The sequence below is a fragment of the Halomonas sp. BC1 genome (assembly GCF_002078135.1).
In the GTDB taxonomy this organism is placed as follows: domain Bacteria; phylum Pseudomonadota; class Gammaproteobacteria; order Pseudomonadales; family Halomonadaceae; genus Vreelandella; species Vreelandella stevensii.
This window is the reverse complement of sequence record NZ_LFGS01000019.1, coordinates 649,617-670,687: the sequence shown is the minus strand read 5'-3', so window position 1 is coordinate 670,687 and position 21,071 is coordinate 649,617. Positions and strand designations below refer to the sequence as shown.

Annotated in this window: 22 protein-coding genes; 5 read left to right on the top strand and 17 right to left on the bottom strand. The window is 56.2% G+C overall.

The window, feature by feature from the left end; translation table 11 throughout:
• A partial coding sequence (locus B7L72_RS17185; protein WP_176212919.1) for a helix-turn-helix domain-containing protein occupies positions 1 to 72 on the bottom strand: 72 nt, incomplete at its 3' end.
• A 426-nt stretch (positions 73 to 498) separates the two neighbouring features.
• Here B7L72_RS17185 and B7L72_RS17180 point away from each other — a divergent pair.
• The 4 genes from B7L72_RS17180 (at position 499) to B7L72_RS17165 (ending at position 4,456) form a co-directional block, all read left to right on the top strand.
• Entirely contained in the window at positions 499 to 1,296 is a 798-nt protein-coding gene (locus B7L72_RS17180) for a MipA/OmpV family protein (protein ID WP_240525187.1), read from the top strand.
• Between the two features lie 52 nt (positions 1,297 to 1,348).
• Positions 1,349 to 3,013 carry an alpha/beta hydrolase gene (locus B7L72_RS17175; protein WP_254893843.1) on the top strand — a complete coding sequence of 555 codons (1,665 nt, stop codon included), beginning with the start codon at positions 1,349 to 1,351 and terminating at the stop codon, positions 3,011 to 3,013.
• A gap of 387 nt (positions 3,014 to 3,400) precedes the next feature.
• Positions 3,401 to 4,207: a CLCA_X family protein gene (locus tag B7L72_RS17170; RefSeq protein WP_254893842.1), complete on the top strand. Its 807-nt coding sequence runs from the start codon at positions 3,401 to 3,403 to the stop codon at positions 4,205 to 4,207.
• Between the two features lie 96 nt (positions 4,208 to 4,303).
• Positions 4,304 to 4,456: a metallothionein gene (locus tag B7L72_RS17165; RefSeq protein ID WP_081195643.1), complete on the top strand. Its 153-nt coding sequence runs from the start codon at positions 4,304 to 4,306 to the stop codon at positions 4,454 to 4,456.
• 497 nt (positions 4,457 to 4,953) lie between these two features.
• Here the strand turns inward: B7L72_RS17165 and B7L72_RS17160 are convergent, their stop codons facing one another.
• The 13 genes from B7L72_RS17160 to B7L72_RS17100 form a co-directional block, all read right to left on the bottom strand.
• A complete protein-coding gene (locus B7L72_RS17160; RefSeq protein ID WP_081195642.1) occupies positions 4,954 to 5,457 on the bottom strand; it encodes a YgjV family protein in 504 nt (167 codons plus the stop codon).
• Complete coding sequence (locus tag B7L72_RS17155; RefSeq protein ID WP_217806092.1) at positions 5,454 to 6,890, bottom strand: amidohydrolase family protein; 1,437 nt, start codon at positions 6,888 to 6,890, stop codon at positions 5,454 to 5,456. The genes B7L72_RS17160 and B7L72_RS17155 overlap by 4 nt, the downstream gene beginning before the upstream one ends.
• A 147-nt stretch (positions 6,891 to 7,037) precedes the next feature.
• Positions 7,038 to 8,006 carry a tripartite tricarboxylate transporter substrate binding protein gene (locus B7L72_RS17150; RefSeq protein WP_176212909.1) on the bottom strand — a complete coding sequence of 323 codons (969 nt, stop codon included), beginning with the start codon at positions 8,004 to 8,006 and terminating at the stop codon, positions 7,038 to 7,040.
• 11 nt (positions 8,007 to 8,017) lie between these two features.
• Positions 8,018 to 9,553, bottom strand: coding sequence for a tripartite tricarboxylate transporter permease (locus B7L72_RS17145; protein ID WP_081195639.1), 1,536 nt, complete (start codon positions 9,551 to 9,553; stop codon positions 8,018 to 8,020).
• Positions 9,553 to 10,035, bottom strand: a complete 483-nt coding sequence (locus tag B7L72_RS17140) for a tripartite tricarboxylate transporter TctB family protein (RefSeq protein ID WP_081195638.1) — start codon at positions 10,033 to 10,035, stop codon at positions 9,553 to 9,555. The genes B7L72_RS17145 and B7L72_RS17140 overlap by 1 nt, the downstream gene beginning before the upstream one ends.
• Positions 10,022 to 10,822, bottom strand: coding sequence for a fumarylacetoacetate hydrolase family protein (locus B7L72_RS17135; RefSeq protein ID WP_081195637.1), 801 nt, complete (start codon positions 10,820 to 10,822; stop codon positions 10,022 to 10,024). The genes B7L72_RS17140 and B7L72_RS17135 overlap by 14 nt, the downstream gene beginning before the upstream one ends.
• A complete protein-coding gene (hydA, locus tag B7L72_RS17130) occupies positions 10,816 to 12,261 on the bottom strand; it encodes a dihydropyrimidinase (protein WP_081195636.1) in 1,446 nt (481 codons plus the stop codon). Before hydA ends, B7L72_RS17135 begins: the two co-directional genes overlap by 7 nt.
• A gap of 1 nt (position 12,262) precedes the next feature.
• Entirely contained in the window at positions 12,263 to 12,994 is a 732-nt protein-coding gene (locus B7L72_RS17125; RefSeq protein ID WP_081195635.1) for a maleate cis-trans isomerase family protein, read from the bottom strand.
• Positions 12,995 to 13,028: 34 nt separating this feature from the next.
• Entirely contained in the window at positions 13,029 to 13,781 is a 753-nt protein-coding gene (locus B7L72_RS17120) for an aspartate/glutamate racemase family protein (RefSeq protein ID WP_081195634.1), read from the bottom strand.
• 19 nt (positions 13,782 to 13,800) lie between these two features.
• Complete coding sequence (locus B7L72_RS17115; protein ID WP_254893850.1) at positions 13,801 to 15,009, bottom strand: amidohydrolase family protein; 1,209 nt, start codon at positions 15,007 to 15,009, stop codon at positions 13,801 to 13,803.
• A gap of 177 nt (positions 15,010 to 15,186) precedes the next feature.
• Positions 15,187 to 16,467: a TRAP transporter large permease gene (locus B7L72_RS17110; RefSeq protein WP_081195632.1), complete on the bottom strand. Its 1,281-nt coding sequence runs from the start codon at positions 16,465 to 16,467 to the stop codon at positions 15,187 to 15,189.
• Positions 16,464 to 17,021: a TRAP transporter small permease gene (locus tag B7L72_RS17105; protein ID WP_081195631.1), complete on the bottom strand. Its 558-nt coding sequence runs from the start codon at positions 17,019 to 17,021 to the stop codon at positions 16,464 to 16,466. Before B7L72_RS17105 ends, B7L72_RS17110 begins: the two co-directional genes overlap by 4 nt.
• A gap of 8 nt (positions 17,022 to 17,029) precedes the next feature.
• Positions 17,030 to 18,031 (bottom strand): TRAP transporter substrate-binding protein, encoded by a 1,002-nt coding sequence (locus B7L72_RS17100; RefSeq protein WP_139788527.1) that lies wholly within the window; start codon positions 18,029 to 18,031, stop codon positions 17,030 to 17,032.
• Between the two features lie 357 nt (positions 18,032 to 18,388).
• Between B7L72_RS17100 and B7L72_RS17095 the strand changes: the two genes are divergently transcribed.
• Positions 18,389 to 19,078: a GntR family transcriptional regulator gene (locus B7L72_RS17095; RefSeq protein ID WP_217806090.1), complete on the top strand. Its 690-nt coding sequence runs from the start codon at positions 18,389 to 18,391 to the stop codon at positions 19,076 to 19,078.
• 18 nt (positions 19,079 to 19,096) lie between these two features.
• On the opposite strand, the gene puuE is transcribed toward B7L72_RS17095, so the two are convergent.
• From puuE to B7L72_RS19040, 3 genes are all read right to left on the bottom strand, one after another.
• A complete protein-coding gene (gene puuE, locus B7L72_RS17090; RefSeq protein WP_254893841.1) occupies positions 19,097 to 20,029 on the bottom strand; it encodes an allantoinase PuuE in 933 nt (310 codons plus the stop codon).
• An 11-nt stretch (positions 20,030 to 20,040) separates the two neighbouring features.
• Positions 20,041 to 20,787, bottom strand: coding sequence for an amidase family protein (locus B7L72_RS17085; protein ID WP_254893849.1), 747 nt, complete (start codon positions 20,785 to 20,787; stop codon positions 20,041 to 20,043).
• On the bottom strand, positions 20,768 to 21,071 hold a 304-nt coding region (locus B7L72_RS19040; RefSeq protein WP_303245527.1), incomplete at its 5' end, for an amidase family protein. The genes B7L72_RS17085 and B7L72_RS19040, both read right to left, overlap by 20 nt.

The following is a 21,071-nucleotide window of genomic DNA, read 5'->3' as shown; positions in this document are numbered from 1 at the left end:
CGTACGCGCCAGCAGGGTTGCCTGCTCTGGCGTGGGGTAGAAGCGGTATTTATAGGCGCGTTCGGTTATCATATCTTACAAATTATCGTGCTTTATGTAAGATTACAAGGCACAAGGCACAAGGCACAAGGCGTCCTGCCGGACGCCGCGCTATCCATCCTCGCACTCAAAGTACGAGGTTTTACGCGCTGACTGATAAAAAAACCCCGACCATCGCTGGCCGAGGCTTTATCAGGTCCTCCCTGATCCCACTTCACGAACGTCCTGTCCATGCATCCTTGTGCGCCGCAAGCACTCCCTGCTTGCACTTCCTTGTAACGCTGTCCCTGCGTCATGGGCACACAGTGCGCCTTATAGACGTCGAGTTATCTAACCTGGGATATGAAAAGTTAAAAAGTTTTTATGGGCGGGCCGTGATAAATATCAAGCGCTGGCTTGCGATTGGTTTTAAACCAAACATACAATCATGCACGTTTCTCTCACATTCTGGATGCTTCCATGCCGACTCGCTCCCTGATTTCAAGCCGTTACTCTCGCTCCCACTTACGCCCCCTAGGCTGCCTGGTAACGCTCGCCTGCATGGCCCTGGCCCCCATGGCGCTGGCCGACCAGTGGCGGGGCAGCGTGGGCGCGGGGATTGCTTACGCCCCTGATTATGCCGGTAGCGACGACTACGAAGCCCGCGCACTGCCCGTACTGAACCTGGCCTATGGCGACCAGCTGTCCATCAATCTGCGCGATGGCATCGAGTGGCACGCCTTGCGCCAGGGCAACTGGAGCGCCTCGCCCTTTATCGGCTACACCTTCGGCCGCGATAACAAGGGTGACCTTGGCGCCTTCGAAAAAATCGATGGTGGCGCCACGCTGGGCTTGCGAGTCGGTTACCAGGATGGGCCCTGGCGCTACAGCGTGGCTGGCAGCCGCGCAGTGACCGGCGACATGGAAGGCGCCACGTTCTCGGCGAGCGCCACCCTGCGCACCCCGCTCAGCGAGCGTTTGCTGCTGGTGCTATCCCCCAGCGTCAACTACTCCAACGAGCGCTGGACTCAATCTCTGTATGGAGTTTCCGACCAGGATAGCGCCCGCAGCGGAGTGGCCACCTACGCACCGGATGGCGGCTATTGGCAGCTGGGCGCAAACGCCAGCCTGAGTTACGCCTTGACCCCTGAGTGGACAGCCACCGGCTTCGTCGGCGCTACCCGACTGACCGGCAACGCCGCCGACAGCCCGATCGTCGATGCGCTGGGAAGCCCCTGGCAGGCGCTGAGTGGGGTATCACTGACCTACCGTTTCTAATACACTAGCGTCTGGGACCCACACGCCAAATGGATTGCCCTCGAACCAGGCCATGAAAAACGTTATGGAAAACCGTCTCGAGCACTTTCGCATGAGGCCCTTGCTGAGCCGCTTGTCGGGCACGGGCCTACTGCTTGCCACGCTCTTTTTTGCCTTTTCACTCACCCCAAGCCTGGTGCCCCGCCCCTTGCTGGCTCAGGGCATCGTCTCCGGGCTCAGCGTCACGGCGGGGTATGCCCTGGGCGTCATTGCGCGCACGCTGTGGCACTACCTGCACCTGCCAGAGCCCAGAGCCGCTGTAGAGCGCACGCTCAAGCAGCTGGCCGCCCTGGTCGCGCTGGTGGTGTCGGTGATTTTTCTATGGCGCGCGGCCGAGTGGCAAAACAGCATTCGCGAACTGATGGAGATGGACCCCACCAGCGGCACACGCCCGCTGGCCGTGGCGCTGATCACCATGGGGGTCTTTCTGAGTCTGCTGCTGGTCGCGCGGCTGTTCAAGCGCACCTTCAAGCTGCTCTCGTACAAGCTTGCCCATGTGCTGCCCCATCGCACGGCCCAAGTGCTGGGCATCGTCTCCGCCGTGGCGCTGTTCTGGCTGATCATCGAGGGCGTCATCTTTTCTTACGCACTACAGGTGGCTGACCGCTCCTACCAGCAGGTGGACGAGCTGATGCAGGATGACCTGAGCCCCCCGCAAGCGGCCAATGTGCCCGGCAGCGCCGAGTCGCTGATCAGTTGGGAAGCGCTGGGTAGCCGGGGCAGGCGCTTCGTCACCCAGAGCCCTACGGCCGAGGATATGGAAGCGTTTCTGGGTGAGCCCGCGCTCGACCCCATTCGCGTCTATGTCGGGCTCAACGCCGCCGAAACCGCCACTCAGCGCGCCGAGCTGGCCCTCGAAGAGCTAATCAGAACCGGCGGGTTCGAACGCTCGGTCATGGTCATCGCGACCCCCACTGGCCGCGGCTGGATCGACCCTCGTTCCCAGCACAGCGTGGAGTATCTTCATCGCGGCGATATTGCCACGGTGGCCGCCCAGTACTCGTATCTACCCAGCCACCTGTCGCTGATCTCCGAAGCAGAGTACGGCGTCGAGAGTGCCCGCGCGCTGTTTTCGGCCATTTACCGCTACTGGAGCCAGCTGCCAAGCGATGAGCGACCGCAGCTTTACCTCTTTGGCCTGAGCCTGGGCGCGCTCAACTCGGATCTATCCTTCGATCTTTACGATATCATCGACGACCCCTTTCAAGGCGTGCTGTGGAGCGGCCCTCCCTTTCGCAGCGACACCTGGCGCGCCGTGACCGCCGACCGCGATCCGGGTTCCCCCGCATGGCTACCCACGTTTCGCGAGGGCGCGGTTGTCAGGTTCATGAACCAGACCCAAGGGCTGGAGGAAGCCGCTGCCCCATGGGGAGATTTCCGCATTGCGTTTCTGCAATATGCCAGCGACCCCATCACCTTTTTCGAGCCTGCGGCGTTCTGGCGAGAACCCGAGTGGATGCGCGCACCTCGTGGGCCAGATGTTTCTCCAGCGCTACGCTGGTACCCCGTGGTGACCATGCTACAGCTGCTGGTCGACCTGACCGTGGGCAGCGCCCCCGACGGCTATGGGCATGAAATCGCCGCCGAACACTACATCGATGCCTGGGCAGCCCTCACCGAACCCGACGGCTGGGATGCTGAGCAATTGCAGCGCCTGCGCGATCATCTGACGCGCTGACGATAACCCATTTCACCGGCAGGCTATTTAGCCTGCTATTTTTTGTGCCAACTGTAAAATTATAAACATTTGTTAAATATACACTTTATGATCGAGCAGCAGCATTTCTGTACTATTCAAGTACAATAAAAATACAATTTTATCTTGTACATTAATTGTCACTCACCTATAGTTCAAAGCGTTCGCGGCAGGGATACCGCGTGACAAGGGAATGTGCGCTTAGGATGAGCGAAGACGATTCAGGGACCGAGCAAGCTCAGGACGAGCTTTCGTCAATCAGGGAAGAAGAAGTACCGCAGTACACGGACTGATCCTTCAGGACGCTCTGTACCGCGATGAAAAAAGCGTCCTCATTCGTGAGGGCGCTTTTTTTTATGTATCCTCCCCATGCCCCTTTCAGCAGGTACCCGGGTGATGCTCGATACCAGGCAGTTTTTTCGCCAAGGGCCCGTGCACCGGCCCGAAGGTAGCAGCGACTTTGTCGCGATCCGCCGCCAGTTCGACTTTCGCGCCATCGAAATTGGCCGCTGGGTCACCCCCGCCGAGCGCGACCACGCCGCTACGCTGTTTCATGATGCGCTCTGCGATCTCATGTTGATCCTGCACGGCAACGAAGCGCTCATTTCCCTGCGTGGCACGCTTGCTCTGCAATACGGTACCGGCGGAAGACCAGACGTCTCGGCGCATTACAGCCCCGCTGAGCGAAGCTTTGCCCTGGCCAAGAACGCTGGGCCTGGCAGCATTGCCCATGAATGGTTTCACGCCTTCGACCACTACATCGCCCGCAAATGTTTTCAGCAGTTACCTGCCAGTGCCTTTGCCTCCAGCGCCTGGCTGCAAAACGCCGTGCCCATCGCACACCCGCTCAACCAGCGCCTGCTGGCCTGTTTTCAGGCCATCCTGCTGCAACCGAATGGCCAGCAGCCCAGCGAGCTGTTCCGCCACTCGGCCGAGGTCGACCGCGCCACGGGCCAGCTCTACTACAGCAAGCCAGAAGAGCTATGCGCACGAGCCTTCGAAGCCTTTGTACAAGATGCCCCCATCAAGAACCACTTTCTGGTCAAAGGCACACGCCGCTCTCCGGAAGCCGCACGCGGCCTGTACCCGCAAGGCGAACAGCGCGAACGCATCAACCAGCGCTTTCATGACTACTTCCTTGCGCTAGGCAGCGCCCTGGCGCGCTCGACGCCTTGACAGCGGCCATCACCAGCAAAAAAACCTCACAACGCAATTACATAACACCCAGGGTGCGCACTACGCTTGAAGAGACAACCCACAGGAGGTTCTACCATGTCTCAGCAACAGTGCGCGTGCCCGAAGTGTCATTGCAAGGTGGACAGCCACTCCATCGAAAAAGAGGGTCAACTCTTCTGCTCGACGGCCTGCGCGACGGGCCATGCCGATGGCTCTACCGATTGTGGCCATGACTGCAAGTGCGGTTGAACCCACCCGATAACCGCCCTCCCCACTGCGATGCCCGGCCAAACGCCGGGCATCGGCCTATCAAAGCGTGCGAAACCGCCCATCACCGACTAGGCTTACCTTTCAACCATTCTCAAAGGAAGAGATCATGCCCTCTACTACTACCATCGTCGTCATTGTCGTCGTCATCGTAGCGATTTTCGGATTCAGCGGCGGCCTGCGTTTCTAGGATAGCGGCACGTCTCAACAGTGGTGTGTGATGCCCCTGCCTGGTCTATGCCTCACCAACGAAAACGCCCCGCTGTGAAAGGCGGGGTGATGGTGACTAATTGTAAAGTAAAACGAATGGAAAATTAGGCCGCGAGTGATTTACCCCCATCAGGTAAACAATTCAGATTCTTTGCCCCGCCGTTTCTTCAGTATTGTGCTTGGTATTTGAGTCCAAGGAAGCTTGCTAGTCTCTAGCAAAAGGCAGACTTTACAGATGCTTTGACCACCTTGGATCCTGCTCATATCGTCTAATGCGTTGTATTAAGCTTTCCCCAGCGAAAAATTCTGTACACATTAGATAATACATCTGCCCCCATCATTATAACTCCGGGTAATGAGCCCGCCTGCCAGTTGAACACTAACCAAAGCAGGCTGCCTACCAGCAGAGCTCCACGCATCGGCAAACCAACGAAAAAGAATACCCCAACACTTCCTGAAACCACCGCAATCACAGGCAAAATATCCCAACTACTCTGCCAACTAACTCCACCAGTAAAGAGGTACAGGCTAATGAAGCCTGAGGCGAACCACACGCCGTGACAGTGCATACCGACTAGGTTGCGTGCAGCCGTTATCAAGTTAAGTAGGGCTGCCGTAGGCTGCGCCAATAGCAGGAAATGCAGGCTCCACAACAGGCACGAACCTGATAGCAGCATTAGCATGCGAACATCATGGCGACACTGAAAAGCCAGAACACCTATTAATGCCGCCACACCGCCGAGTAGCTGTATACCTAGCCACTCAAGGTTCATTCGTTGAACCGCGCTGGGATCGTGCCCGGTGCCAAGGGTAGCTCCTGACAGCGTGACCAGATTCGCTCGTAGGCGGGTCGGAGGGTTTCGGTCATACCCTCAGCGGTTGCAATGAAAGGCCTCAACCGCTGTATGGCCTGATCTATACGTTGAGATATTGCACGCTGATCCAGTGTAGTTATCTGGCCATCAGCAACAACCTGCTCGCCTTCTACCCATACAGAGTGAATGCCACCACCGTTCTCACCGAACACCAATTGGCGCAGCGGATTGTTAAGCGGCGTGAAAGCAGGCGCATCTAGTCGATAGAGCACCAGGTCAGCACGCATGCCGGTCACTATCCGCCCCAGTTGATCCTCCATACCTAAAGCTCTAGCACCACCCACTGTAGCAGCCTCTAGCGCTTCTTCGGCGCCAATCCAGTGCCGATAGTCGTCGCCGCGCAGCTTGTGAAGTAAGGCCGTGTTGGCCACCACTCGGAGCATATCTGTGGACTCCAGTGAGCCGCAACCGTCGGTTCCCAAGCTGACATTAACACCTGCATCTAACAGCGCACGCATGGGCATCAAGCCGGACCCCAACTTTAGGTTACTGTTGGGGTTATGCTGTACGCTGGCACCACTGGCGGAAATCCGTGCGATATCGTCAGGAGTGAGCCACACCGCATGTATCAGCGAAGTTCCAGGTGCCAAAAAGCCAATGTCGTCAAGATGTTGGAAAAGCGTCTTACCTCGCTGGTACCAAGCCGAAGCAGCTTGAAGGCGAGTTTCTTGCACGTGGATAATCACCGGTAAACCTGTCCGGTCAGCCACTGCCCTTACCTCCCCCAACAGACTATCGCTGCAGCGTTGAGGCGCAGAGGGCGCGAGCAGCACCCCTACCCGATTATTGCGGGGGTGCCGCGTCGCTGCGAGCGACTCGACCAGTTGAAGATAGTCTGCTGCAGGGGTCGTTTTGTTGGGCACCAAACTAGCCAGAGTAGCTGGACTACACTCTTCTTTGATAAATGGCACACTTTCATGGAACGGGACATCAAATAGTGTGGGACCAAGCAGCGCACGGATTCCGACGTCTTCATAAGCGGCAAGTGCAGCCTCGACATGCTCTGAATTGAGCAGTGGTGAAGCATTGAAGTCGTCCACGATACAAGTAGTGCCTGATAGCAGTGCTTGGCAAGCGCCAACTAAAGTGCGTAGGTATATATCGTCAGCGGTTAATGGTAAAGGCTTTGCCGGCCGCACATAGTTCATCCACAGTTCGAGTGGCAAGCGGTCATAGCGCCCCTTATGGAAATTTTCATGGGAGTGATGGTGTCCATTAATAAAGCCTGGTATGGCTAGTGTACCGGAGACATCAATAGCGTCACCCTCAGGAGGGGCTGCCCCCGCAGGGCGAATTGCCTGGATGATGCCATCATGGACAACGATATCCATTGGCGACTCGGCAACATGGGTACCGTCCTCGCTGAGAGGCCGAGCTCCCAACAGCGTCTTAGTCTTTTCAGATTTATTTATCATCACAAACGGCCAGTGGCCCTGTCCATAGAGCCGCTGACACTCTCCTGCGGTGTGGGAGCAACATCAGTTGCCCAGATAAGCTTCGCGCAATGCCGCTTGTTCCGACGAAAGTGCTTCAGCGAAAGCCTCGTGGTCGAGGAATTGAATGCCAGATCCAATCTGGCCTACCAGACGAAGAAAGCCTTCATCCTCGGTTAAACGCTGGAAGCCGTCACTAAGCTCTGCGATAACTTCGTCCGATGTACCAGCAGGTGCCATAACTCCGCGCCAGAACTGAAAGACCACGTCATAGCCCTCTTCCTGACAAGTAGGGATATCCCCGTAGGCCTCGAAACGCTCGGTATCGGTAACACAGAGCCCCACTAGGCTACCTGCCTCAAGATGCTCGCCAACCACACTAGGGTCACCAGCATAAGCCATGGTATTCCCCCCCAAAAGCTGAGTCACAGCCGGGCCGCCGCCCCCAAGCTCCACACCGCGCATATTAATGTCGGCAGTAGCTTTCAACATCTCGAATACGGTAAAGGTGAAACCGTTACGGTTATCAGAACTGTAGACCACCTCGTCAGGGTTCTCTTCAGCGTACTCAACTAGTTCCGCGATGCTCTGGAACGGCTGATCGGGTGTGGTGACAAAGATCGCTGGGCTGTAGTTGATGCGCGCCACCGGCACGAAGTCATCCATTTCGTAGGGTAAGTCTTCGACCTGCGGACGCAGGGAGTTGATGGTCGGATCGCCGAACAGCAGCATAGTGCCGTCTGCAGTGCTGCCAGCAACCTCAGCGGCAGCTACAGCACCACCACCACCGCCACGAATTACCGAGATCAGCGGGCGGCCCAGAAACTCTTCACCCACTGCGGTAATAATACCAGCATGCAGGGAGTGGGAGCCTCCTGCAGGATAGGGAGTAACGAAACGAATCGGCTCATCAGGCAGATGGCTTTCTTCGGCGAGCACTTGGCCGGTTGTTAGGGTGGTAGCGGCTGCGAGTGACGCGGCTAGAACAGTACGGGACAGAACGAGGTGAGACATGGTTGTTGACCTCAGGTTTTGTTGGACTTCGATGGATGAGAGTTGGAACGCTTGCGGACGAAACCTGCTTTCACCATCCCGCGCCATGCCATCGTGAGGATGACCAGCGCCAGCAGGATCAGCAGAATAAGGCTGCCTGGCCGCGACCAGAAGATCGCCAAGCTGCCGTTTGAGAACACCAGCGACTGACGCACGGCGCTCTCGAAACCCGGCCCTAGCAGTAGGCCAATAATTAAAGGAGCGACAGGAAAATGGGTACGCCGCATCACGTAGCCAAGTCCCCCCCCTACCATCAGGATCAGCAGATCAAAAGTACTCGAATTGACCGCATAAGCACCGCAAACACAGAGCAACAGAACGCAGGGATAGAGCACTGTGGCAGGTATGCTAGTGACGTGCTTTAACCAGCGAATTGCCGCTAACCCAAAAATTAGTAACAGAACACTGGTGACCAGAAGAACCAGAAATAGCCCGAATAGAAACCCAGGGTTCTGTTGAATCAACAGTGGCCCCGGCATCATCCCTTGTGCCATCAGAGCACCGATCAATACCGCGGTAATGGTGTCGCCGGGAATACCGAACACGGTCATAGGGATCAGCGCTGCGGGGACGACGGCGTTATTGCCGGACTCGGCCGCAGCAAGGCCTTCAAGCGAACCCTTCCCGAATTTCTCCGGCTCACGTGAACGCTCGCGGGCTACTCCATAGGCAATCCAGCAGGAAATTTCAGCGCCCAGACCCGGTAGTGAGCCCAGGAAGGTACCCAGCGAAGTCGAACGTAGAATAGTCGACCGAAGAGCCCAAAACTCCGACCACTGGAGCCGTTCACCACCGTGCTCTACCACACCATGATCATCACTCGATGGCTCGGGTGGATAGGTCAGTTGCATTAGTATCTCGCTCAGGGCGAACATTCCGATCAACAGCGGAATCAGTGAAACGCCGCCTAGCAGGTCGGTATTGCCGAAGGTAAAGCGCTGGTAGCCAGACATCGGATCAAGCCCGATAGATGCCACCAGTAAACCGAGTCCAGCAGCAATCAGGCCCTTGAGGAAGCTCTCGCCGCTGACCGTGGCAATCATGGTTAAGGCAATGAGGTAGAGCAGTGCAAATTCCGGTGAGCCAAAGCGAATAGCAATGCTGGCCAATGGAATGGCTACCATTATCAGCACCAGTGTGGCCATTAAATCCGCTACTACTGAGCTGTAGAGACTGAGCTCTAAGGCTTTGCGAGACTTGCCCTGCTGCGTCAACGCATATCCATCGCGTGCAGTGGCCGCAGCCGCCGCAGTGCCTGGAGTATTGACCAGAATGGCCGGGATCGAACCGCCATAGATGGCCCCTTTATAAATGCCCAGCAAAAAGGGGATCCCAATGGTAGCCTCCATAAAGAAGGTGAACGGTGCCAGGACCGCCACCGCCATGGTGGCTGTGAGTCCAGGCAAGGCGCCGATCACAACGCCGCCAGCAAGCCCCGCAGACAGTGCCAGGAAAGTCCAAGGGCTGGCCAACATGGCAAGCCCCTGCTGCATTACAGCTAGATCCATCACAGCAGCATCCCCCTGGGGAAGTAGACGCCCATGACGCCCTCAAAGAGATGGATCACCAGCGCCGGTGGTACGACCGCCAGCGCAAGCAGCACATACCAACGGCGTTCACCAAAGCACAACGCCAGCAGTGGCACAGCCAACATGGCTACCAGCCAGATGCCTAGGAAACGCATAGACACCACCATGGCCACCATCACTGCATAGGCCATTAGAGCCCGTGTCGTGCTGCCGCTAGAAAATGTCACCGAGAAGCGTGGTCGCCAGGCTGATATCAGTAGCACCACGCCCAGCCCAGTGACCAGTAGCGCGACTATGCCGGGAAAGAAAGCTGCCGAGCCGATATAATGGGGGTCTCCAAACGGTGGTGGAGTGCCATGCACAATACGCAAAAACACGACTCCCACTATGATTATCGCAATGGCCAGCAGCGATTCAATCAGACGGCTACCTGACAAATGCAAGCTATTACGCGGAGTCATGTGCCATCTCCTCTCCTATCGTGTCCGCGTCGATTTCAAGCGATACGCTTCCGATATTCTCGAATCTGGCTTCAATATGTTGCCCCGGATGCGCCTCGAACATACCTGTCCAAGAACCCATACTGATCACATCACCCTCCGCTAGCCCCCACCCAGAGTGCTCCGCATGCATTGCCAACCAAGGAAGAAGCGACACAGGATCGACCATAGGGTGCCGTAGCGCTAAGCCTGTTAAAACCTGGTTATTGACACGCACTGAAAGTGCACTTTCAGCAAAACGCGACTGCCAGGGCCCTACTACCCCTTCTCCAATAATCAGCCGTCCATGCATCTGTAAGTCTGCCAGGAGAAAGGACCGTGGTAGCTGTTGCCAGCTTGCAGCCCGTACGTCAAAGAGCTCGATGGCTGCTAGTGTTTCTCCTACTGCCAAGGCGGCTTCGCTGCGTCGACATCCAGAGTAGAGGGGCTGCCTGAGCCGCACGGCCAGTTCTACCTCAATTCCGAACAAACTGAAGCGCTCGGACTTATTTAAGCGTGCGGGAGAGGTCATTAAGCAATGGTTAGGAATCGGTGCGGCAGTTACCGGAGCTATACCAAGTTTCCATGCAAGTGGACGCCCATCAGTCCACCAGCCCATTTTTGTCCCCAAAGCGGACTGAACAGCGTAAGCGTCGGCATCGCTTTGCGGTGCCAATCGCTGTGCCGTCTCTGAAGTTATTAGGGGCCCTCCTTGCCACACCTTTGCGAGGGCTTCGGTAAGCTCCTCAATCTTTGAGTGGTTTACCACGTATCACCTCCCGGTGGCTTTGGCTTAGGCCGAGCCGGTTCGGGAAGAGCACAATGCAAAAACTTGCCACGCCCAGCACTGCCGAGATAGTTGCCATCGCGCCAAACTACCTCGCCACGCGACAACGTCAGGGATGGCCAAGCTGTTACCGGAATATTTTCGTAGGGGGTGTAATCTACATTGTGATGGAGGTCGCTATTGTGAATGCGTCGATCCAGACCGGTCTCCCAGAGCACTAGATCAGCATCCGCGCCTACAGCAATGGAGCCCTTACGCGGATAGAGGCCATACATGCGCGCAACATTGGTAGCGGTGAGTGCAACGAACTGCTGCACAGTCAGACGCCCCGTCTCCACCCCATGGCTAAACAGAAGAGCTAGGCGTGTTTCTAGTCCTGGAATTCCGTTGGGAATTCGATCAAAACTGGCATCACTACCGGCGGTGAACTTGCCTTGGGGGCCATCAAAGGTGAAAGGAGCATGATCCGAAGAGAATATCTGGAAAGCACCGCTCTCAAGACCATCCCAAACCACTTGCTGATTGGCTTTATCGCGCGGTGGAGGACTACAGATACACTTAGCACCATGATGATCATTGTCATCGATGCCAAGATCATCAGCGGTAAGAAACAGATACTGTGGGCAGGTTTCGGCGTATATACGCAGGCCATGACTATGCGCCCAACGTAATTGTTCTATCGCCTCGCGGCCCGAGACGTGCACGATCAGGATCGGTACATCGACAAGCTCGGCATAAGCGATAGCGCGGTGGGTAGCCTCACGCTCCACCAGCATTGGGCGCGCTTCAGCATGGTAACGGGGCGCTGTGTGACCATGAGCAAGTAGGCGCTCGGTAAGCCAGGCAATACAGTCGGCATTCTCGGCATGTACCATAACCATGGCACCATGCTCACGTGCCACTGCTAGCACATCGATGATCTCGCGATCTGACAGCTTCAGATCGTCATACGTCATATAGATCTTGAATGAGGTATAGCCTTCACGGATCAGCTCTGGCAGCTCATTTGCCAGCACTTCTGGTGTCGCATCAGTCACTATTAAGTGGAAGGCATAGTCGATACACGCTTTGCCTTCAGCTCGTTGGTGATAGTCGTTGACTGCGGCACGCAAGCTCTGTCCTTTTTGCTGGCATGCAAATGGAAACACGGTGGTTGTTCCACCGCAGGCAGCTGAACGCGTACCGCTGAGAAAGTCGTCGGCCATCTTGGACCCGTCAGAGGTAGGCTGATCCAGATGGCAGTGCCCATCAATGCCGCCCGGCAGCACCCAGCGCCCGGCTGCATCAATTTCTTCTTTTCCCGCCGCTAGTCCATTGCCTAGAGCAACAATTACCCCATCGCGAATGCCAATATCGGCGTCGAAAACATCGGCGGCGGTGGCACAGCGCGCCCGACGAACCACCAAATCGAACTCAGCCATATTACAGCGTCCCTTCCATCAAGCGTCCCCAGCCTTTGACCGGCGTCTTTTCATGCCCCGTCATTCGCAGCATTTTCCACACCACCGTGGCAGTGGTATCCAGCACCGGCACGCCTAGCTCAGCTTCCCACTGGTCCACCAGTTGAGCAGAGTTGAGGTTGGTACAGGCGACGACAATCAAGGGAGCACCCTGCTCAGCCACCCGCCGAACCTGGGCGGTAAGGGTCTCTGCACTCACTTCAGCAAAGGCAAAATTTTCACTGATACCAAGGTGATCTTCCGCAACAATAGTGAAGCCTTCAGCGTGGTAATTCGCCAAGATACGCTGCTGTACATCGTCGGTATAAGGCGTTACCAGACCAAATTCACGCACACCGTGCTCGGTCATGATCTCGTTGAGCGCCAGCATTGATGTGGTGGCTTGAATGCCCGTTTCAGCCTTAATGCGTTGGCACAGCGTGACATCGTGGTCAAAGCCTAGCCAACCGGCTGAAGTGCCGCTCCAGCCAATCACATCGACCCTGGCATCGGCGAGAAGCTTGGCGGCTGCCAGCACATGGGTATCGTCAAACTGGCCCAATGCCCGCTGGCTTAGGGCTATTTCAGTAACACCAAAGCGAGAAAAATGCGCTGTGACACCAGGCACCTGAGCTACCATAGCGGAGGTCAATGGCTCGAGGGCAGTGTTTGAAGAGGGTGTCAAAACACCAAAACGGTTACGAGGCGTGGTCATGGTCGTGCTCCAAAATGTATATTCCGTGTTTGCCTTAAGATATGCGCTGCCGCCCGATTAATTGACCTAGGGCAGGCGATAAGCCCGTCCAGCTTTTTTCAGGTGGTACGGCGTAGCTTCCCGCGGTGGCTTTATTAGGACTTAGCCGTGCCAGCAGTTCTGCCTGATGAACGGCACAACTCATCCCGTCCACAACGGGCACTGGAATCTGCGCTGCGACACTGCGGGCCAACCCTGCCAGCGGTGCGCCAGCAATAATCAACACATCGGCTCCGTCTTCGCGTACGGCGGCTTCGCATAACGCCACCAGCTGTTCACCCTTGTCCTGCTGAACACAGCCAATGTTGGGCAGTGGTTCGTCTAGGCAGCGGATACTTGCCAGTCGCGAGCTCATCCCGTAGCGGTCAACGGTTTCGCTGTACCAGGCGCGGATACGCCGCGAAATCGCCACGATGCCGATGCGTCCACCCAGCATGGCAGCACTCATCAGAGCACTCTCAGTAAGCCCGACCACAGGGATCGGCAGCATTTCACGGGCAGCTTCTAAGCCAGGGTCGCCAAAGGCTGCGATGATCGCGGCATCATGCCCTGCATAGTGTTCCGCAAGCTCATTCAATGTCGCGTAGGCCCCAACGGCCGCTTCAGCACGGGTTTCGATATAGGCCACCCCAAAAGCCGCCGTGAGCAGCGTCAACTGAGCATTGCTGCTTGCCGAACGCCGCGCCTCAGCAGCGATAAGGTCGGTAACACTTTGAGAAATATTAGGATTAACAATCAATAGCTTCATAAAGGCAGTCTCCACCGCATCAAACCTGAGCTCGGGCGCGCGCCCAGAGCGCTTCAGCCGCGTGCTGCGCCTCGGCCAGCAGTGTGGGCGTATCGGCCAAGCACAGCTCGCCTCCTTCAACCACTATCTGGCCGTTGCACACCACCATCTCGACATCCCGTCCTTGAGCGGTGTGTACCAAGTTGCCAAGGGCATTGATCAGCGGCACCAAGTGCGGGCGTCGGAAGTCAAACACCACTAAATCAGCGCGCTTGCCGGGAGTGAGAGAACCCAGCTCAGCATCCAGCCCTAACGCTTTGGCGCCTCCCAAGGTGGCCATTTCCAGCACGTGATGCGGCTGCCAGGTGTCGTTAATTTCTCTCTCTTGCACCCGGCCCATAATCAATGCCCAGCGCATCACTTCCACCATATCGCCGTGCATGTTGTCGGTGCCTAGAGCAAGGTTCGCGCCCGCTGCGCGTAAACGGGTGGTGGGGGCAATCCGTCCACCCGTGGCATTACCCCGGGGAATATGTGCAATGTTGGTGCCGGTACGACCAATGCGCTCGATATCGCTGTCGGTCACGTACATACAGTGGGCAGCAGTAAAGCGCGGGCCCAGCAGCCCAACATCTTCCAGCAACTCACTGGGTGTCATGCCGTCACGCTCTATCACCCGACGGTTCTCTTTAACGCTTTGGGAAAGGTGGCCATTAACGTGGATACCCAGCGCATCACGGGCAGTGGCAACGTTGGCTAATAAAGCACGGGAGCAGGTATCAGGCGCATGGGCAGCAAGCTCTACGCCTAAACGGCCGTCCAGCTTGCCCTGCCAACGCTCATGAAGGGCAATGGCTTCATTTAGCGTACGTTCGCCAATTGCATCGTGATGCTCCCAGATCCCCTCGTGCACACGGCTGAAATCCACATCGTGGATGCGCCCGCAGGTAATCACCCGCATGCCTAGTTCGCCCATGGCGGGAAGTGTCAAGTCGGCATGCACATAGCTGTCGTTAATAAGTGTGGAGCCGAATAACAGTGCTTCGGCGGCCCCTAACCGTGCCAGGGCAACGGCCTCCTCTTCGCTCACTTCGTGGCCATGAGGCACCCCGGGGGTATAGGCCGGTGCAAAGCCCATATCTTCCGCAACACCGCGCACCATGCTCAAAATGGTATGGGTATGCACATTGACGAAGCCTGGGGTAATTACTCGGCCGGTTAAGTTGATCGTGCGGCGTGCCGGTGGCATTGGCTTCGACGGATCATCGGGCCCCACCTCAACCAGGAGACCTTTATGAATCACTAACCGAGCATTTGGAATCTCACCCAATTGCGGATCAACCGTCAGCACGCGAGCGCCATGAATAACCAAATCAGCAGGATGCTGAGCATCGAAGGGTTGCGTCATTATCTGCTCCGGTGACAGTTAGTAGCCAAGCGCGCGGGGCAGCGCGGTGACGAGCTGGGGGACAAAGATGCACAGGGCAAGCACCGCAAACTGGAAGGCCACAAAGGGCAGCGACTCTTTCACAAGCTGCATCATGGGCACTTTGGTGATGCCACTCATGACGAAATAGAGCACCCCCACCGGCGGCGTCATCATCCCGACCACCAGGTTGTACATAAACAGAAAGCCGAAGTAGAGCGGGTCGATGCCATAGGTCAGTGCAACAGGCGCAAACAACGGCACCAGCATGATGTAGGCGGCGTTAGATTCAATCAGCATGCCTACCACGACCAGCAGCGCCATGGTGAGCAAGATGAAGGTCATCGGGTCACTGGTCAGATTCTGGATAAAACCAGATAACATCATCGGCACCATTTCGATGGTGAAGATGAATGTCAGCACCGAAGCAAACGCAATCAACGCGCCGACCATGGCGGACGTGACTGCAGCCCGGTAGAGACAGCCAGGCAGGTCGGAAACTTTCAACCGGCGTGTGACGACAAAACCGATCAGCGCTGAGTACACCACGGCGATGGCCGCGCCCTCAGTGGCAGTAAAAATGCCGCCGACAATTCCGCCGACGACAATGACCGGCATCATAATGATGACCAATGCTCGTCGCCCTTGGTGTAACACATTGGCCAGATTGAAACGCTCGCCGGTCAGCGGATAACCCCGCCGCCAAGAGATCCAACTGGCAATCGCCATAAAGCCAACCGCCAACAATATCCCAGGCAGAATTCCCGCGATAAAAAGCCCTCCCACAGAGACCGAAGAGCCCGCCATCAACGCATACACGATCATCGCATTGCTGGGAGGAATAACCGGGCCTAAATTGGCGGCAGAGGCAATAACTGCCCCTGAGTAAGCATCGGGATAGTACTTGCGTAGCGAGGGAACCAAGGTGCTGCCCATAGCGCTGGCACTTGCTACTGCGGCACCACTGACAGAGGCAAAAATAGTCCCAGAGGTGATCGTCACATGGGCCAAACCACCATGCATCCGTCCGACCAAGCTGTTTGCGAAGGCAATCAGGCGATCCATAATGCCCGCGCGCACCATCAGCTCACCGGCAAGCATGAATAGCGGAATCGCCATCAAGGGGAAGCTATTCACGGCATGCATCATGCGCTGCGGCATGACCACCAGTTCGAAATCGAGCATCCACAGGCCGGCCAACGAGCCAAATCCAAGTGCAAAAGCCAAGGGCATACCGAAAAAAGCCAAGGCCAGAAACAAGCCAATCGCCATCCACGTCATGACACCCCCTCCCATGTGCGCGAACCACCCCATGCCAACAGCGCCAAGTGTAGAAAGGCGTGAGCGCCACAAATCAGCACAGCGATGTAGTAAATGGCAGAAGTTACAGGCAGGGTCGGCATTAGTTCTGGCCAGCGATCAACGGTCGCGACCCACGCGCCGATCATCACCATCAGCATTAGAAGCGTGGAAACACCGGCCATCAAACGAAACAGAACCTCCTTCAACCAGCCGGGCATCATCATCACAAACAGGTCAATACCGACATGCACCCCGTGTTTCACGCCGTGTGGAATGGCCAAGAAGATCGCCCATACAAAGCACAAGCGTGAAAGCTCATCCGCAGCATCAATGGAAGAACCAAGCACATAGCGCCAGAACACCTGAAGCGACACGATGGTCACCATTAACGCCATGACCGCGACAATGCCCCAGTAGGTAATAGCATCCAGACGCTCAACGACCCATTTCGCACGTTGGAAAGCAGTGCTTAAATGCGGGGGAGCAGGCCCCCGCTTGGTGTCATCTTGAGGTGATACAGAAGTCGGTGTCATGGTGGGTCTCACAGCGCTGCTTGAGCTTCCTGGGTGACTAACTCGATGAACGCGGGATCTATGCGCTCTTTGAGGCTTTCAGTCACCACCGACGTGGCTTCACGCAACTCAGCCCGTAGCTCAGGAGAAATGGGGGTAAATTCCATGCCATCCGCAATTAACTGCTCGCGCCACTGCTCTTCCTCATCCGCAGCAGCTTGACGCTGCCACGCCATTGCCTCCGTCATGGCGGCATCTATTATGGCGCGGTGCTCTTCCGAGAGGCGCTCGTAGCTGCGCTGATTGGCAACGGCATTGATAAAGTCATAGAAGTGGCCGCTGTCAGAGAGATACTCCTGCACTTCGTTGAAACGACGGCTGGCGATAATGTTGTAAGGGTTCTCCTGACCGTCAAGAACACCCTGCTGCAGTGCTGAATAGAGCTCGGACACATCCATTGATACCGGGTTGGCGCCCAACGCACGGAAGGTCTGTAGATGAACCTCGTTGGGCTGCAAGCGAATGCGCATACCTGCAAAATCTTCAACCGAGGTAATTGGGCGCAAGTTATTCGTTACATGCCGAAAACCCAGTTCACCATAGCCAAGATTAACGAATCCAAGCCCCAGCATCTTTTCATCCAACTGCTCACCAACGGGCCCGTCCATAACGGCGAACGCCTGTTCACGGTTATCAAATAAGAAAGGCAGACTGACCGCTTCATACTCAGGGATGGAACGGGTGAAGTAAGCAATCGAAGTGAATACAGCGAAGATAGTGCCGGAACGCACTTGGTCAACGTTTTCGGTGGCACCGCCTAGCTGCATCGCGGGAAACAGATCAATTTGAATCTCACCCTCGGACTCTCGCTCTACCTGCTCTTTAAATACTTCCATCGCGCGTGAGACAGAGTGATCCGTAGGGAAGTTACCAGCTACACGCAGGCGTTCAGCCGCCTGTAGCGATGAGGAAAAGAGGGTCGCGGCCGTCAGCAGCGAGGCCAGCTTTACAGCGTTAGCTTTAGAGATCATGGGGGGAGGCTCCGGCAGTTTCATAAAGTCGTCATCGCATGCTCACGCGGGCGATTTCCTAAAAAATGAAATAGCAATCCTCATGCCACAGCCTAAAAAAATATAAAAAAATGACGTTATAAACTGCACAAGCCGATGATTTACAATAAAATTAAAAAAGTATGTAAAAAATCAAAAAGACATTGATCTATAAATTGCATACAATCGATAAAACATATTTGCGCACAAAAACAATGCACGGCAGCTTAATTTCGCACCTTACTAGTGCACTTTGACAAATTTATAACGTTTTGCACGTAGCACTACAGACGGCCTTGCCCTTACGGCATACTGAACGCAGTTTTTCGACAGGATAAGATGACCATGGATGCCGCTCCGACGAACAAACCCGCCATTGAGCAAATAGCCGAGCGCATTACCGATGCCATAATGGAACATCGGCTTCCGCCAGGGGTAAAGCTAGGGGAGGATCGTCTCGCCCAAACGTTTAATGTCAGCCGCACGAAGGTCAGACAAGCGCTAACCTCGCTCTCCAAAGAGGGACTGGTAACCTTGCATCCCAATCGCGGGGCGTATGTGACGCGCCCTACCCGTCAGGAAGCGCTGGATCTCATGGAAACCAGACGCTTGATTGAGCCAGAAATTATCCGTCAGGTAATTGCACGCGCAACGCCCAAAGACCTAGAAAAACTCAAGGCTCATCTAGAGGAAGAGGATCGCGCCAGGGAAGAGGGCAATCGCCGCCTTATCATCAGTCTCACTGGCAAGTTTCATATGCTGTTGGCCGAGCTCGGCGGCAATATTTTTATTCAGAAGTTGATGTCCGAACTATGCCCACTCACCTGTTTGATCATTGCCCTTTACGATGCCCCGCAAATGCCCGCCTGCCCCGAGGATGAGCATGCCCGCATTGTCGAAGCCATCATCAATAAAGACGTTGAAAAAGCCATTCACCTGATGCTCCACCACCTGAATCACATTCAGGACGCTCTTCACCTAGTAGACCCTGAGACACGGGACATTCATTGGGAATCACTGTTCGGTTGATGGTTCACTGCAGCCCGGTCACGGGCGGCAGGGGGAGTGGTGCTGATGCCAGTGCCTGGCAATGTCACTACGCCGTGCGACCCAAACGCGCTCATGGCTCACCACATGGTCAAGAAAACGCTCCAATGCCTGCGCCCTACCCGGTCGGCCAGCCAAGCGGCAGTGTAGGCCAAGTGACATCATGCGCGGCTGATGATGCCCTTCCCGATAGAGCGCATCAAAGGTATCCACCATATAGTCGAGCCAATGTCGCGATGTATTGAACCCTGGGGCCTCGGCGTAGCGCATGTCGTTGGTATCAAATGCATATGGCAAGACGAGATGCTCACCCTCAGGGTGTTTCACCCAGTAAGGCAAATCATCGTTATAGGCATCCGAATCATAAAGGAAACCGCCTTCGGCAATGATCAGCCGTCGGGTCATTTCGCTTATACGCCCGGTGTACCATCCCAACGGACGCTGCCCACTCAGCCGGGTCAGCGTGGCCACAGTGCGGCGGATATCCTCAGCCTCCTGCTCTGGAGAAACTTCTTTATAATCAATCCAGCGCCAGCCATGTGCGGCGATTTCATGACCATCGCGCCGCAACCGCTGCGCTACCTCAGGCAGCCGCTCAAGTGCCTGAGCGACAGCGAAGATAGTAAGTGGCAATTGTCGCCGTTGAAAGATGTCCAACAGCCGCCAAATCCCCACACGACTGCCATATTCGTAATGGGACTCCATGTTGAGGTTGCGACGGTCAGGCCAGGGCTGGCAACGCATGTCGCTATTCAGGCTTTCCGAACCGCTGTCGCCATCCAGCAGATGGGACTCGGCCCCCTCTTCCACATTCAGCACGATGGATAGCGCTAATCGTGCATTACCCGGCCAGTTTGGCTGAGGCGGCTGCTCTCCGTAGCCCCGCAAATCCAGCAGGCGCTCTGCCATATCAAGGTTAATCGCCGACGGCATGGGATGCCCCTTCAGTTGATCGCGTGAACACAATCTGGCCACTGGTGGCGAAAGCCTGCCGCTTCCAGTTGCATAGCCACCTGCAGAAGCAGATGCTCGTTACCCGGCTTGGCAACCAGTTGAATGCCTGCCGGTAGTTGCCCAGGCTGGCGAGGTACAGGTAGGCACAGCGTAGGAAAACCTACTAAAGAGACCAGAAACGTACATGCTAAATAATCGATGATCGACTCACAGGCGTGGCCATCAATCGCCCATACATCGTCTTGCGCATTATCAAACGGCATCACGCTGGTAGCTGGCAGAACGAGTAGGTCAAACTGCGCAAAAAACGCCTGAAAGCGGCGATACAAGGTGGTACGAGTATTCTCGGCATGTAGATACTCTGACGCGCTAACTCCCTCACCTTGGCGTACATTCCAGGCAAAAGAGGCAGAGAGATGCTGCTCCTGTGCATTAACCAGCTCACCAAACGTTGCCCATGACTCAGCCGCTCGGAGCGTCTTGAAAGCGGCCACGCCCCCGTCAACATTAGGATGCCGCCACTCCACACGTCCCAGCAGTGCCTCAATGTGCGCTACGGCCTGTTCAAAAACCCTACGGATCTGATGGGATACATGATAGGCCCCATCAAAGGTTACGGATGCCGCTACCCGCACAGCGCCTGACGTGCTGAAGTCCCCGTTGTTAGCCACTGCTTGTGTGTACGCGGTCGTGCTAGGCCGGAATGAGCTGGGGTCGTCAGCATGGGCGCCCTGCATCACACTCATCATCAGTGCTGTGTCCCGCACGTTGCGCGCCAGTACCCCCCTGAGTGGACAGCGTGCTCCATCCCCTCGGGCGGTATGGCTCGGCGATAGTACCTGGCGTTGGCCGCAGCCCGACACAACCACAAAAAGCAGCGGGCGTTCGAACCGAACCACCAAAGTCAGTGCCTTGCGCCAACGGCACCATTCCGGTAGCCACTGCGACAGCCGAACCACCACTGGATCCGCCAGAACTAAGCTGTCGATCCCAGGGGTTGGCCGTGGGGCCACAAAGGCTG

Bases quoted from the DNA above. Each gene is read 5' to 3' on its own strand.
- B7L72_RS17180 (WP_240525187.1), top strand. From the start codon at position 499: ATGCCGACTCGCTCCCTGATTTCAAGCCGTTACTCTCGCTCCCACTTA.
- B7L72_RS17175 (WP_254893843.1), top strand. From the start codon at position 1,349: ATGAAAAACGTTATGGAAAACCGTCTCGAGCACTTTCGCATGAGGCCC.
- B7L72_RS17170 (WP_254893842.1), top strand. From the start codon at position 3,401: ATGCCCCTTTCAGCAGGTACCCGGGTGATGCTCGATACCAGGCAGTTT.
- B7L72_RS17165 (WP_081195643.1), top strand. From the start codon at position 4,304: ATGTCTCAGCAACAGTGCGCGTGCCCGAAGTGTCATTGCAAGGTGGAC.
- B7L72_RS17160 (WP_081195642.1), bottom strand. From the start codon at position 5,457: ATGAACCTTGAGTGGCTAGGTATACAGCTACTCGGCGGTGTGGCGGCA.
- B7L72_RS17155 (WP_217806092.1), bottom strand. From the start codon at position 6,890: ATGGATATCGTTGTCCATGATGGCATCATCCAGGCAATTCGCCCTGCG.
- B7L72_RS17150 (WP_176212909.1), bottom strand. From the start codon at position 8,006: ATGTCTCACCTCGTTCTGTCCCGTACTGTTCTAGCCGCGTCACTCGCA.
- B7L72_RS17145 (WP_081195639.1), bottom strand. From the start codon at position 9,553: ATGGATCTAGCTGTAATGCAGCAGGGGCTTGCCATGTTGGCCAGCCCT.
- B7L72_RS17140 (WP_081195638.1), bottom strand. From the start codon at position 10,035: ATGACTCCGCGTAATAGCTTGCATTTGTCAGGTAGCCGTCTGATTGAA.
- hydA (WP_081195636.1), bottom strand. From the start codon at position 12,261: ATGGCTGAGTTCGATTTGGTGGTTCGTCGGGCGCGCTGTGCCACCGCC.
- B7L72_RS17125 (WP_081195635.1), bottom strand. From the start codon at position 12,994: ATGACCACGCCTCGTAACCGTTTTGGTGTTTTGACACCCTCTTCAAAC.
- B7L72_RS17120 (WP_081195634.1), bottom strand. From the start codon at position 13,781: ATGAAGCTATTGATTGTTAATCCTAATATTTCTCAAAGTGTTACCGAC.
- B7L72_RS17115 (WP_254893850.1), bottom strand. From the start codon at position 15,009: ATGCCACCGGCACGCCGCACGATCAACTTAACCGGCCGAGTAATTACC.
- B7L72_RS17110 (WP_081195632.1), bottom strand. From the start codon at position 16,467: ATGACGTGGATGGCGATTGGCTTGTTTCTGGCCTTGGCTTTTTTCGGT.
- B7L72_RS17105 (WP_081195631.1), bottom strand. From the start codon at position 17,021: ATGACACCGACTTCTGTATCACCTCAAGATGACACCAAGCGGGGGCCT.
- B7L72_RS17100 (WP_139788527.1), bottom strand. From the start codon at position 18,031: ATGATCTCTAAAGCTAACGCTGTAAAGCTGGCCTCGCTGCTGACGGCC.
- B7L72_RS17095 (WP_217806090.1), top strand. From the start codon at position 18,389: ATGACCATGGATGCCGCTCCGACGAACAAACCCGCCATTGAGCAAATA.
- puuE (WP_254893841.1), bottom strand. From the start codon at position 20,029: ATGCCGTCGGCGATTAACCTTGATATGGCAGAGCGCCTGCTGGATTTG.
- B7L72_RS17085 (WP_254893849.1), bottom strand. From the start codon at position 20,787: ATGCAGGGCGCCCATGCTGACGACCCCAGCTCATTCCGGCCTAGCACG.